9 protein-coding genes and 2 pseudogenes are annotated in these 13,070 nt (G+C 61.8%); 3 read left to right on the forward strand and 8 right to left on the reverse strand.

Going from position 1 to position 13,070, the window contains the following annotated elements:
* Nucleotides 1–346: 346 nt before the first annotated feature.
* The 4 genes from ABTV29_RS18330 to ABTV29_RS18345 form a co-directional block, all read right to left on the reverse strand.
* Entirely contained in the window at nt 347–1,765 is a 1,419-nt protein-coding gene (locus tag ABTV29_RS18330) for an efflux transporter outer membrane subunit (RefSeq protein ID WP_433766063.1), read from the reverse strand.
* Nucleotides 1,762–4,941, reverse strand: coding sequence for an efflux RND transporter permease subunit (locus ABTV29_RS18335; protein WP_433766064.1), 3,180 nt, complete (start codon nt 4,939–4,941; stop codon nt 1,762–1,764). Before ABTV29_RS18335 ends, ABTV29_RS18330 begins: the two co-directional genes overlap by 4 nt.
* Before the next feature lie 12 nt (nt 4,942–4,953).
* Complete coding sequence (mexE, locus tag ABTV29_RS18340; protein ID WP_433766066.1) at nt 4,954–6,213, reverse strand: multidrug efflux RND transporter periplasmic adaptor subunit MexE; 1,260 nt, start codon at nt 6,211–6,213, stop codon at nt 4,954–4,956.
* 94 nt (nt 6,214–6,307) lie between these two features.
* Nucleotides 6,308–6,634 (reverse strand): LysR family transcriptional regulator, encoded by a 327-nt coding sequence (locus ABTV29_RS18345; protein ID WP_433766068.1) that lies wholly within the window; start codon nt 6,632–6,634, stop codon nt 6,308–6,310.
* Nucleotides 6,635–6,743: 109 nt separating this feature from the next.
* On the opposite strand from ABTV29_RS18345, the gene ABTV29_RS18350 reads away from it, so the two are divergent.
* Nucleotides 6,744–7,295: a TetR/AcrR family transcriptional regulator gene (locus tag ABTV29_RS18350; RefSeq protein WP_433766069.1), complete on the forward strand. Its 552-nt coding sequence runs from the start codon at nt 6,744–6,746 to the stop codon at nt 7,293–7,295.
* Nucleotides 7,296–7,431: 136 nt separating this feature from the next.
* Here ABTV29_RS18350 and ABTV29_RS18355 read toward each other — a convergent pair.
* From ABTV29_RS18355 to ABTV29_RS18370, 4 genes and pseudogenes are all read right to left on the reverse strand, one after another.
* A pseudogene (locus ABTV29_RS18355) lies at nt 7,432–7,968 on the reverse strand (methyl-accepting chemotaxis protein); the annotation flags it as partial.
* A gap of 372 nt (nt 7,969–8,340) precedes the next feature.
* Nucleotides 8,341–9,420: pseudogene (locus tag ABTV29_RS18360) on the reverse strand (PDC sensor domain-containing protein); the annotation flags it as partial.
* Nucleotides 9,421–9,665: 245 nt separating this feature from the next.
* Nucleotides 9,666–10,004 (reverse strand): hypothetical protein, encoded by a 339-nt coding sequence (locus ABTV29_RS18365; protein ID WP_433766070.1) that lies wholly within the window; start codon nt 10,002–10,004, stop codon nt 9,666–9,668.
* A gap of 219 nt (nt 10,005–10,223) precedes the next feature.
* Nucleotides 10,224–10,724: a winged helix-turn-helix transcriptional regulator gene (locus ABTV29_RS18370; protein ID WP_433766072.1), complete on the reverse strand. Its 501-nt coding sequence runs from the start codon at nt 10,722–10,724 to the stop codon at nt 10,224–10,226.
* A gap of 123 nt (nt 10,725–10,847) precedes the next feature.
* On the opposite strand from ABTV29_RS18370, the gene ABTV29_RS18375 reads away from it, so the two are divergent.
* Both ABTV29_RS18375 and ABTV29_RS18380 read left to right on the forward strand, forming a co-directional pair.
* Nucleotides 10,848–11,471 (forward strand): isochorismatase family cysteine hydrolase, encoded by a 624-nt coding sequence (locus tag ABTV29_RS18375; RefSeq protein ID WP_433766074.1) that lies wholly within the window; start codon nt 10,848–10,850, stop codon nt 11,469–11,471.
* Nucleotides 11,472–11,479: 8 nt separating this feature from the next.
* Complete coding sequence (locus ABTV29_RS18380) at nt 11,480–13,045, forward strand: aldehyde dehydrogenase (NADP(+)) (protein ID WP_433766076.1); 1,566 nt, start codon at nt 11,480–11,482, stop codon at nt 13,043–13,045.
* The last annotated feature ends 25 nt before the right edge of the window (nt 13,046–13,070 follow it).

Genomic DNA, 13,070 nt, shown 5'->3' on the forward strand with positions numbered 1-13,070 from the left:
CCACGCAAGGTTTTGTAGCTTTCAGGAAATGATCTTGAGGGTGCTTAAACACGCACCGCAAAAGACATTTAAAAGCTGACAGAAACCAGCTTTGCCCTTTTGTAGGAGCGAGCCTGCTCGCGATGGTCGTTAACGATAACGCGGGAAACCAGATGCCCAGCGGCGTCTGTTGGTTTTTCGCGAGCAGGCTCGCTCCTACAGTTTGATCTGCGCCGAACACAATATCTGTGTTCGCAAAAGATCCTCTGTAGGAGCGAGCCTGCTCGCGATGGTCGTGAACGATTACGCGAAGAACCAGATGCTCAAGGCGTCTGTTGGTTTTTCGCGAGCAAGCTCGCTCCTACAATCAGTTCCTGGCGGCCACCTTGTTACCACCGGCATCCCACCCGCCACCCAGCGCCTTGTAGATCGCGACGATCCCTCGATACTGATCGGTTTCCCCCAGTGCCTGCGCATCCTCGGCATTGAGTCGCTCACGCTGGGCATCGAGCAGCACCAGATAATCCACGGCACCTTCCTTGTATTGGGTCGCCGCCAGGTCCGCCGCCGCCCTGCTCGACTCGCTCTGTTTGATCAACGACTGCAACCGCTGCTGACGCTTGCCGTAATCACTGAACGCGTTCTCCGATTCTTCCAGCGCCAGCAGCACCTGCTGTTCATAAGTCGCCAGGGCGCCTTCTGCGTCGGCATCGGCACCGCGAATCCGTGCGCGTACGCTGCCCAGGTCGAACGCGGCCCAGGTGATGCTCGGGCCCAGGCTCCAGGCTCTGGCGGCGGCGGAGCCGATTTGCGAACCGCGCCCGGCGGTGAAGCCGAGGAAACCGCTCAGGCTGACCCGGGGAAACAGGTCGGCGGTGGCCACGCCGACGTCCGCCGTGGCGGCAGCGAGCCGGCGCTCGGCTGCGAGCACGTCCGGACGACGGCGCAGCAGTTCGGCGGGATCACCGATGGGCAGGGTCTTGGAGATGGCTGGCAGGTCTTTCGGGCTCAGGGATACGCTCAGTTGGTCCGGGCGCTCGCCGAGCAAGGTGGCGATGCGGTTTTTCTGCCGCACCTGTTCCGCTTGCAGTTGCGGCACGCTGGCCTCGACGGCGGCCAGACGTGCGTCGGCCCGCACCACGTCAAGTTCGTTACCGACGCCGGCATCGCGCAGGCTGACGGTCACGGCCCGTGAATCGCTTTGGTTCTTGAGGTTGGCCAGGGCGATTTTTTCCCGCAGTTGCGCGCCGCGCAGTTGCCCGTAGGCGTCGGCCAGTTCAGCGATCATGGTCACCCGCAGTTGATACAGGTCCGCCGCAGCCGCGTCTTCCCGGGCGTTGCTCGACTCAAGCGCACGCTGGATGCGACCGAACAGGTCGACTTCCCAGGCCATGTCCAGCCCCAGGTCGTAGCGCTCGGTATTGACCCGGTGTTCGGTCTGGCCCGGTACCTGTGATTTACCTTGCACGCTACTGACCCGGCTGGTGACTACCGGCAGATTGTCATTGCTGATGTCGTCCCGAATCGCCCGGGCCGCTTTCCAGCGGGCGAAGGCCACGCGCAGATCGCGGTTGCCCTCCAGGGATTTGCTCACCAGTTGATTCAGCGTCGGGTCGTCGAACTGCTGCCACCACACGCTTTCGAAACGGGTTTGGTCGTAGTTGGCCGCTTTCGCATAAACGCTGTTTGCCGGCGGTGTGTCGGGGGTTTTGTAGTCCGGCCCCACCGTGCAGGCGGCCAGGGCAGTCACCAGAAGGCTGGGTAAAAACAACTTCAGAGCATTCATGGTTGCACCTCCAGGTTCAGTGCGCGGGCTTGTTGACGTACTTTCTTGCGTTCGATGTAGCGGCGGATGAGGACGAAGAACACCGGTGTCAGCAACAGGCCGAAGAAGGTCACCCCCAGCATGCCGGAGAACACCGCGACACCCATGGCCCGACGCATTTCCGAACCTGCGCCGCTGGAGGTCACCAGCGGGACAACGCCCATGACGAAGGCGAACGAGGTCATCAGGATCGGCCGCAGACGCATGCGGCAAGCCTCCAGCACGGCGTCCAGCGGGGAGAAGCCCTGGTCCTGTTTGTCCTTGGCGAACTCGACGATCAGGATCGCGTTCTTGCACGCCAGGCCCACCAGTACGATCAGGCCGATCTGGGTGAAGATGTTGTTGTCGCCCTTGGAAATGATCACCCCGGCAATCGCCGATAGCAGGGTCATCGGCACAATCAGGATCACCGCCAGCGGCAGGCTCCAGCTCTCGTACAGCGCCGCCAGCACCAGGAACGCCAGCAACACGCAGAGCGGGAACACCAGCAACGCGGTGTTGCCGGACAGAATCTGCTGGTAGGTCAGGTCAGTCCATTCGTAGGTCATGCCGTTGGGCAATTCCTCTTTCAGCAATTTTTCAATTGCGGCCTGCGCCTGGCCGGAGCTGTAGCCGGGGGCCGCGCCACCGTTGATTTCCGCAGTGAGGAAACCGTTGTAGTGGGAAACCCGGTCCGGCCCCGACGTCGGGCTGACCTTGATGAAGGTCGCCAGCGGAATCATCTCGCCGCGATCGTTACGCACCTTCAACTGACCGATCTGCTCCGGCTCCTGGCGGAACTGTTGCTCGGCCTGCACGTTGACCTGATAGGTACGGCCAAAGCGGTTGAAGTCGTTGGCGTACAACGAGCCCAGGTAGACCTGCAAGGTGTCGAAAATATCGTTGATCTTCACCCCGTGGTTCTTGGCCTTTTCCCGGTCGATGGCGGCTTCGACTTGCGGCACGTTGACCGTGTAGCTGGTGAACACCCGGGCCAGTTCCGGCACATTGCGGCTCTTGGTGATGATGTTCATGGTCTCTTTGTACAGCTCGTCGTAGCCCAGGTTGCCACGGTCCTCGATCTGCAGGCGGAAGCCGCCGATAGTGCCCAGGCCCTGGACCGGCGGTGGCGGGAAAACCGCCGTGTAGGCGTCCTGAATCTCGCCGAACTTGGCATTGAGCGAGGCGGAAATCGCCCCGGCGGACAGGCTCGGGTCCTTGCGCTCATCGAACGGGCGCAGGCCGATGAACGCGATGCCGGCGTTCGGGCTGTTGGTGAAGCCGTTGATCGACAGCCCCGGGAACGCCACGGCGCTGTCAAAGCCCGGTTCGTTCATGGCGATGGTGCTCATGCGCCGGATCACCGATTCGGTGCGATCCAGGCTCGCCGCATCCGGCAGTTGCGCGAAGGTCACCAGGTACTTCTTGTCCTGGGTCGGTACGAAACCCGTCGGTGTGGTGCTGAAGCCCATGTAGGTCAGCGCGATCAGGCCGGCATAGATCAGCAAGGCGACGCTGCTGCCGCGCACGATCTTGCCCACGCCCACCACATAGCCATGGCTGGCTTTTTCGAAGACACGGTTGAAGGGCCTGAACAACCAGCCACCGAGCATCCGGTCGAGCACTTTGGAGAATCGGTCTTTCGGTGCGTCATGGCCCTTGAGCAGCACCGCCGCCAGCGCTGGCGACAGGGTCAGCGAGTTGAAGGCAGAAATCACCGTCGAGATGGCAATGGTCAGGGCGAACTGCTTGTAGAACTGACCGGTGAGCCCGGAGATGAACGCCGCCGGTACGAACACCGCGCACAGCACCAGCGCGGTGGCGATGATCGGCCCGGTCACCTCGCCCATGGCTTTCTTGGTGGCCTCGACCGGTTCCAGTCCGGACTCGATGTTCCGTTCGACGTTCTCCACCACCACGATCGCGTCGTCGACCACGATACCGATGGCCAGCACCAGGCCGAACAGCGACAGCGCGTTGAGCGAAAACCCGAGCAGGTGCATCACGGCAAAGGTACCGATCAGCGACACCGGCACCGCCACCAGCGGAATGATCGAGGCGCGCCAGGTTTGCAGGAACAGGATCACCACCAGCACCACGAGGATCAAAGCCTCGAACAGCGTGTGCACCACCGCTTCAATGGAGCTGCGCACGAAGATGGTCGGGTCGTAGACGATCTCGTAATCCATGCCTTCGGGGAAGCTCTTCTTGAGCTCCGCCATCTTCGCCCGCACCTGGTCGGACACGTCGATGGCGTTGGCACCCGGACGCTGGAAGATCGGCATTGCCACCGCTTCCTGGTTGTTGAGCATGGCGCGCAAGGCGTACTGGTTGGAGCCCAGTTCGATCCGGGCAATGTCCTTCAGGCGGGTGATTTCGCCGTTCGGGCCACTGCGGATGATCACGTTTTCAAACTCTTCTTCGGTGACCAGCCGCCCCTGGGAGTTGATCGACATCTGGAAGCTGGTGGCATTCGGCGCAGGCGGCGATCCGAGCTGGCCTGCGGCAACCTGGCGGTTCTGTTCGCGCACGGCATTGACCACGTCGGTGGCGGTGAGATTGCGCGAGGCGGTCTTGTCCGGGTCGAGCCAGATACGCAGCGAGTAGTCGCCGATACCGAACATCTTTACGGTCCCGATACCTTCCAGGCGCGCCAGCTCATCCTTGACGTTCAGGATCGCGTAGTTGGACAGGTAGAGCATGTCGTAGCGCTTGTCCGGCGACACCAGGTGCACCAGCAGGGTCAGTTCCGGCGATGCCTTGTCGACGGTGATGCCGATGCGCGTCACCTCTTCCGGCAACTTGGGCTCGGTGCGGGTCACGCGGTTTTGCACCTGGACCTGAGCGTTATCCAGATCGGTGCCCAGGGCGAAGGTCACGGTGAGGGTCAAGCGACCATCGGCCGTCGATTGCGAAGACATGTACAGCATGTTTTCGACACCGGTGATCGCCTGTTCCAGCGGTGCGGCCACGGTTTCACCGATCACCTTGGGGTTGGCCCCCGGATAGTTGGCTTGCACCACCACGGTCGGCGGCACCACTTCGGGGTATTCGCTGATCGGCAACTGGAACAGCGAGATGGCGCCGGCGATCAGGATCAGCAGCGACAGCACCGCGGCGAAGATCGGCCGGGTGATAAAGAACTGGGAAAATTTCATGTCGGTGGGCCCTTATCCGCGAGGTGTCACAGCCGCATCCGTCTTCACCAGGGCAGGTGATTTAGCGGATGCGGGAGATGGGCTTGCAGGTTTATTGCTCGCTTCGACGGCCTGGCGCTGACGGGTCAGGGCTGCGACGGTTTCAGGGTCGGCCATCGGCGCGTCTTGCGGGGCGACCACGGCGCCCGGGCGCACCCGTTGCAGGCCGTTGATGACGATGCGGTCGTCCTTGTTCAGGCCGCTGCGCACGATGCGCAAGCCTTCGAGTTTCGGCCCCAGCTCAACGTTGCGGTACAGGGTCTTGTTGTCCTGGTCGACCACCAGCACGAACTTCTTGCCAAGGTCCGTGCCCACCGCTTCGTCCTTGATCAGCAGGCCGGCATAGGCCGCGCTGCCCACCAGTTTCAGGCGCGCATACAGGCCGGGGGTGTATTGGCCGTCGGCGTTATCGAACACCGCGCGACCGCGGATGGTGCCGGTTTTCGGATTGACCCGGTTGTCGACGAAGTTCATCTGCCCCAGGTGAGTGTTGCCCTCCTCGTTCGACAAGCCCATGTACACCGGCGTGGCCTGGCCGCGCTGGCCCTGGCGCGAGAGCTGGTTGTACTTGAGGAACAGGCGTTCGTCGGCATCGAAGTAGGCGTAGACCTTGTCGGTGGAGACCACGCTGGTCAGCGCCGTGGTATCGGCGGTGACGATGTTGCCGGCGGTGATTTCGGCGCGGCTGACGCGGCCGCTGATGGGTGCGGTGACCCGGGTGAAACTCAGGTTCAGGCGGGCCAGATCGAGCTGCGCCTGGATCGCGTCGACACCGGCCTTGGCTTCCTGTGCGGTGGTGGTACGGGTGTCGGCCAGCTCGGCGGATATCGCATTGCTGCCCAGCAGGCGTTGACCGCGCTGCGCTTCGTTGGCCGTGCGAACCAGCGTGGCGCGGGCTTGTTGCAACTGGGCTTCGAAACGATGTACTTCGTGCTCGAACGGCCGGGGGTCGATCTGGAACAGCAGGTCGCCCTTCTTCACCAGCGCGCCGTCGGTGAAGGCCACTTGTTCGATCTGCCCCGACACCCGTGGACGGACCTCGACGGTTTCCGGCGCCTCCAGGCGGGCGGTGACTTCATCCCATTCGGTGATGGGCTGCTCAATCACCTTGGCGACAGTGACATGGGGCGCACCCGGTGCATTGGCGGCGACGGGCGCACGATCGCAAGCGGTGAGCATCGTGAGCGCCAGTGCGGCAATCGGGTAACGAAAAGCTTTGAGTGACTGATCCATGGGCTGTGTCCGCCAGACGGTTTTAGGGGTTTGCGAAGTCTCGGCCTCGCGCGAGGCGTCGACGAATCGAACAGAGTGAACTTGGCTATTACTATTAATGATGATCATCATGTATAAGGGCAAAAAAACCGGCCTGCCCCGCCTGATCCTCGGTGTTCGAGATGGCACAGCACACCGAATCCAGCGCTGGACCAAGGGTCTGCGCAATCGAGATGGCTCGGGGGGTGGGCTTCATCTCCCGACCCGTGTGCTTGAACAGAGGATCGTTGAACAACGCTCGCAACCGCCGCAGTGCACCGCTGACGGCCGGTTGGCCCATCGAAAGCCTTCTTGCGGCGCGGGTGACATTGCGCTCCTGGATGAGCGCCTCGAACACCACCAACAGATTCAGGTCGATACTGCGCAGGTCACTACGGTTCATGACATGTCCACCAGGTATTTGCGCTGACGATATATTACGACCATAATCATTACAAGATATTTGGCGACGACTTGCACGCGGCAAGGGCAATTGGCCCGAGGAGCAGCTGATGAAAGTGACCAAAGAAAAGGCGGCGGAAAACAAAGAAGCGATCCTCACCGCCGCGTCCCGGCTGTACCGGGAAAAAGGCATCGACGGCATCGGAATCGGCGAGCTTTCACGCTCGGTCGGGCTGACCCATGGCGGGTTCTACGGGCAGTTCCCCGGTGGCAAGGAACAGTTGGCGTCGGAGGCTGTCACCCGGACGTTCGAGACCAACATCCGCAATTGGCAAAACGCCAAATCGATCCCCGAACTGGTGAAGCGTTATCTGACCCAGAAACACCTGGAAAACTGGACCGAGGGCTGCGCAATTCCCGCGCTGGCCACCGATGTCGCCCGCGCCGGCGGCAGCGTCAGCCAGTCCTTCACCCAGGGGATCGAGCACTTCATTGAAATCCTCATGCCCTTGGTTGAGGGCGACACACAGGAGGAAAAACTCCAGCAGGCGCAGGAGGTCATTGCATCGATTGCCGGGGCCATGCTGATTGCCCGTGCGGTGGACAAGCCTGAACTGGCGAAGCAGTTTTTGACTTCGGTGATTGATGCCTGGGCGCCATAAATGCGTCCCCCTGTAGGAGCGAGCCTGCTCGCGAAGTTCGCCAACGATAACGCGTACTGTCTGAATCAACGCGTTGTCTGGACGTCCATCGCGAGCAGGCTCGCTCCTACAGGAGGGGTAGATCACAGGGCCGTTTTCAATCCCTGAATTGCGTCAGCTGCTGACTCAGCGACCCGGCCTGATCCCGCAGTTTCACCGACTGATCGAGCAGGCTACGGATCGCCTGGTCATTCTGTTCGGAGATCCGGCTGACGCCCTGGATTGCCACGGACAACTGCTCGCCCGTCGCCGCCTGGCTCTGGGTCTGGCGGGCGACTTCGCTGATGCGCGTCAGAATGTCCTGCGCATGCTGACGGATCTGATCCACGCCCTGTGCCGACGTGGTCAGTTGCACCACACCCTGGCGCACGGCTTCGCCGACTTGCTGAACGTTGGCCACGGTGTTGCGCACGTCCGAACCGATGGCGCCGATCATCTCGCCGATTTCCCCGGTGGAGCGACTGGTGCGCTCGGCCAGTTGCCGCACTTCATCGGCTACCACGGCAAACCCGCGGCCCTGCTCCCCTGCCCGCGCGGCTTCGATCGCCGCGTTCAGGGCCAGCAGGTTGGTCTGGTCGGCAATGCTGCGAATCACCGCAATGATCCCGGCGATCTGTTGCGAGCGTTTCTCCAGATCCCCCACCGCACCGGCCACCACGTCCATGGTCTGGTCGATATGGGTAATGCCGGCCAGGGTCTGGCTCATGTCGGTGGAGATGTTGGTGGTCAGCACTTCGGTGTTGCGCGCCAGTTGCTCGACGTCCTCGGCTTGCTGTGACATCTCGGTCACCGAATGCGCCAGTGCCGTAACGCCGCTGGCCATTTCCTCGGTAGCGGTGTGTTGCGAGGTCGCCCGTTCGGCGACGGCCTGGGTGGTGTCGCCCAAATGATTGGAGATCTGCATCAGGGTGGTGCTGCTTTGGCGAATCGACCCCACCAGATTGCCCAGGCGCTGGATGAACTGGTTGAACGCGCCGGCCAGCTTGCCGGTTTCATCGCCACTGCGTTGTTCGAAACGCAGCCCCAGTTCGCCTTCCCAGGCCTGGATGCCGACTGTCAGGCCCGACAACGGACGAATCTGCCACGCCAGCAAGTGCCACAGCACGATCGCCAGCACCAGCAATGCCACCAGGCCGATGACCACCGCCGTGTAGAGGAAGTGATTGATGCCGGCCATGGCTTCGGCCAACGGGTAAGCGACCATCAATGCCCAATAATTCGGCGCCTTGCCGATACGCACCGGTTGCAGCACATAACCCCAGCCATCGAGCTCGAAACTGTAAGGCTTGCCCGCCTTGATCGCGTCCTTGGCCGCGGCTGGCAACTCATCGGCCGGCTTGCTCAGGCGCTTGGCATCCGGGTGGCTGGCGTACAGACCGTCGCTGGACACCAGTGCGCCATAGCCTTTGTAGGCATCGATTTTCGCCAGCTGGCGGTTGATGCTTTCAAGCGGAATATCCACCCCCGCCACGCCCACGGCTTTGCCACCCTGCAGCAGCGGCAACATGATCGACACCAGCATCATCTGCTGGCCACCGCCGGCGCTGTAGGCATAGGGTTCGGACGCCCATGGCTGGCGGGTATGCAGCGGGCGGTAGTAATACTGGTTGTCGGCGTTTTCCGGGGCATAACCGCTCAACGCCTCGGACTTCACCGAACCGCCGGCACGGTTCCACCAGGTCAGGTAGCGACCCGTAGCGTCGTGATTGGGTTGGTTGACGAACTCACTGTCCTTGCCATCGAAGGCGTTCGGTTCCCAATACTGACCGAGGCCCAGAAACCCGGGATTGGCCTCGAATAGCTGGCGGGTCAGCACGTCGGCAGTCTTGCGGTCGACCTGCTGTTGCTGCATCGCCGTGGCAACACTGGCCAGGGACTCGGCCACGGTATAGCCGGCACCGAGTTCGACTTCCACTTCCTTGGCGTTGGCCTTCACGACGCTGTCGACCAGGGCAAAGGTTTCTTTGACGGAATTGCCGTAGGCAATGTAGGCGATGGAGCCCAGCAACAGCGCCATGACGACGACGGTGCCAATCAGCGCCGTCCAGAACAGCTTGAAGTGCAGTGAGCGATTAGGCATGAACATTCTCGAATAGACGATATGTCAGCCAGCACAGCCCGCGCAAAAGTGTGAGTGCAGCAGCCCTGCTGGCAGTTTTTTATAGTTGATATTATTAAGCCACTATATCGACACGAACGTCCCGGATGCAACTTAAATGAACACTTGTTCAACCAAAAAAAGGCAGGGAAAAATGCAGCACAAAACACCCGGCGAACAGGCTTGATACAAGCCTGTTCGCCGGGTTGAGAAAGGGATTTTTCAGCGCTGGATTACAAGCATTCCTGCGCGGCACGTTCGAGTCGCGAAGGCCCGAAAGTCGACGCCAGCAGCGTGCGTTCATACAAGAACACCTTGCCGCCGTTCGAGGCCTTGCGGGCCTCGAGCACATCGTTGGCCGCCACTTTGCTGGACACCACGATGCGGTAACTGCGCTGGGTTTCCGAGACTGTCGCGTGCATCGAATCATGCTGCAGTTTTGGCAAGACACAATTGGCGTAGTCCGCCGGTGCCTTGCTCGTCTGCAAGGTCAGCGTCGGGTCGTTTGGCGTGGAGGCACAGCCTGACAACAACAAAGAGGCGGCAATCGTCAGCCGGGTGTAAAGGTTCATCGCGCCGATTCCTGCGTGAGCGTTTTGGATGGGCGCGATTTTCCTTGTTTGCCACCGGCAACAGAACTTGTGATGAGTGATTGTGACTATTACGTGAAGCAATAGTTGTTGTAGGAGCGAGCATGCTCGCGATGGACTTGAGAACGCCATGGGGTGTCAGGTTCCCAGCGTTATCGTTGACGTCCATCGCGAGCCTGCTCGCTCCTACAGGGGGACCGTTCAGGGCTTGCCCTTGAACGCCTCGCGCCTCGCTGCCCGCTCCTCGACATACCCCTGGGAAGGCTCACTGACCAACTCTTCACGGCGCAGCAACTGCCCGCAATGATCGCAAAGCGGTCCGAGCCCCGCCTCGTGCCCGCAAGGCTGATGGGTATAGCGCACCGCCAATCCCTCCCCTTCCGACTTGCACCAGGTTTCCCCCCACGCCCGCAGCGCCAGCACCACCGAGTAGAACGCCTCGCCCTTGGCGGTCAGGTGGTACTCGTAGCGCGGCGGCCGCTCGCTGTAGGCGCGGCGCTCGACCATCCCGTCCGCCTCCAGGCTTTTCAGGCGCGCCGCAACCATCTGCGGCGTGCCTGCGGTCTGCGCCTGGATCTCGTCGTAACGATGATTGCGCATGAACAATTCGCGCAGGACCAATACCGTCCATCGGTCTCCGACGATGTCCTCGGCCCGTGCAATCGGGCACAAAGTTTCAGGACTAGTCTTTTTTACGGTCATGCACACTTGCCTCTTTCATAGTAACTATGATTATCATATCTACACCGTGCCAGGGCAAGCCCATGGCATAGCTCATTGAGTAGCTCTTTGAGTAGCCCAGCCATTCACTCTGGAGAATTTGTCATGTCGAACGCTGCCTACCCGCTGGATCGCACCGCCTACCTGTTGGTCGATCCCTACAACGATTTCCTCTCCGAAGGCGGTCGCGTCTTCCCCCTGATCAAGCCGATCGCCGAGCAAGTGGGCCTGCTCGACAACCTGCGCGCGCTGGATCGCGCCGTGCGCGCCGCCGATATTCAGGTGGTCATCGTACCGCACCGTCGCTGGGAACAAGGCGATTACGAGAACTGGTCCCACCCAAGCCCGTCCCAGTGCAAGATCCAGCACATGCATCACTTCGCCCGTGGCGAATGGGGTGGTGAATGGCATCCGGATTTCGCGCCGCAGGAAGGCGACATCATCGCTTCGGAACACTGGGGCTCCAGTGGTTTTGCCAACACCGACCTGGATTTCCGCCTCAAGCAGAAAGGCATCACCCACGTGATCATCGTCGGCCTGCTGGCCAATACCTGCATCGAAGCCACCGCCCGTTACGCACAGGAACTGGGCTATCACGTCACCCTGGTGCGCGACGCAACCGCCGCCTTCAAGCCGGAAATGATGCATTCGGCCCATGAACTGAACGGCCCCACGTTCGCCCATTCGATCGTGACCACCGAACAACTCATCGCCACCCTCAAGCAGTGATCAAAAACATGAACCTGACCGGAAATTTCCTGATCGGCGGCAACGAAGTTCCCGCTTCCGAAGGCACCCTGAAAGCGCTCAACCCCGCGACCAACCAGGCCATCGAGCCGGATTTCGCCCTGGGTGGCGTCGCCGAAGTGGATCGGGCGGCGAACCTCGCCGACGAAGCCTTCGATCATTACAGCCATACCTCACTCGCCGAACGTTCGGCGTTCCTGGAGCGCATCGCCGACAATCTCGATGCCGTCGCCCCGCAACTGGCTGCCCGGGCCGCACTGGAAACCGGCTTGCCCGAAGCCCAGTTGCAAGGTGAAGCCGCCAAGGCCGCCACTCAGTTCCGCCAGTTCGCCGACGTCGTGCGCAAGGGTCGCTTTCTGCACCTGGCCATCGACCCGGCGCAGCCCGATCGCCAGCCTCGGCCACGGATGGATCACCGCCTGCAGAAAATCGCCATCGGCCCCGTCGCGGTGTTCGGCGCGAGCAACTTCCCCATCAGCTATTCCGTTGCCGGCGGCGATACCGCTTCGGCATTGGCTTCGGGCGCAACGGTGATCGTCAAGGCCCACAACGCCCACCCCGGTGCCTCGGAAATTCAGGCGCGCGCCATTCTCAAGGCGGTGCAGGACAGCAACCTGCCGGCCGGTGTGTTCTCTATGGTGCGCGGCGCCGGCAATGCCATTGGCGAAGCCCTGGTCGATCATCCGCTGATCAAGGCCGTGACCTTCACCGGTTCCGAACAAGGCGGCATGGCCCTGTATCGCCGTGCGCAATTGCGCCCCGACCCGATCCCGGTGTTTACCGAGATGACCAGCGTCAATCCCACCTTCATCCTGCCCCAGGCCCTGGCCGCACGGGGCGCGCAGATCGGTGACGGTTTCGTCGAGCGCATGCTGGTCAATGTCGGCCAGGCCTGTCTGAAGCCGGCGATCCTGATCACCGTCGAAGGTGATGGTTTTGCGGCCTTGCGCGCGGCCATGATCAAGCGCGTGACCGACGCCCCGGCGCGGCCGATGCTGACCCCGGGCATTCATGGTGCTTACCTGAAAAACCTCGATCACCTGCAAAACGCGGGTGCGAGCCTGGTGGCCGTGGGCGCGGTGGCCCATGCCGAGCTGGATGGACGATCGGGGTTGCTCGAAGTCGACGGTCAGCGCTTTCTCAGCGAGCCGGCATTGGCCGATGAAGTCTTCGGCCCGGCGGCATTGCTGGTGAAGGTCAGGGATGAAGCCGAGATGCTGGCGGTCGCCCGTGCGTTCCGCGGCCAGCTCAGCGCGACCCTGCACCTTGAAGACGCGGATCTGGCCCTGGCTCGACGCTTGCTGCCGGTGCTGGAGCGGCGTACAGGGCGGATCGTGGTCAACGCTTTCGCCCATCCGCAGGAAGTGTCCTTCGCGACCATCCATGGCGGCCCCTTCCCGGCCTCGTCGGACAGCCGCTTCACGTCAGTGGGCATGACCTCCATCGAGCGCTTCCTGCGCCCGATCACCTATCAGGGCTTCCCGGACAGTTTGCTGCCCGAGGCCCTGCGCGATCTCAATCCGCTCGGGTTGCCGCGCAGCGTGGACGGTCAGTAATCGGTTTCGCGCCTGGCATCAAACC

Source organism: Pseudomonas putida (assembly GCF_050989985.1).
Taxonomy (GTDB): domain Bacteria; phylum Pseudomonadota; class Gammaproteobacteria; order Pseudomonadales; family Pseudomonadaceae; genus Aquipseudomonas; species Aquipseudomonas putida_AI.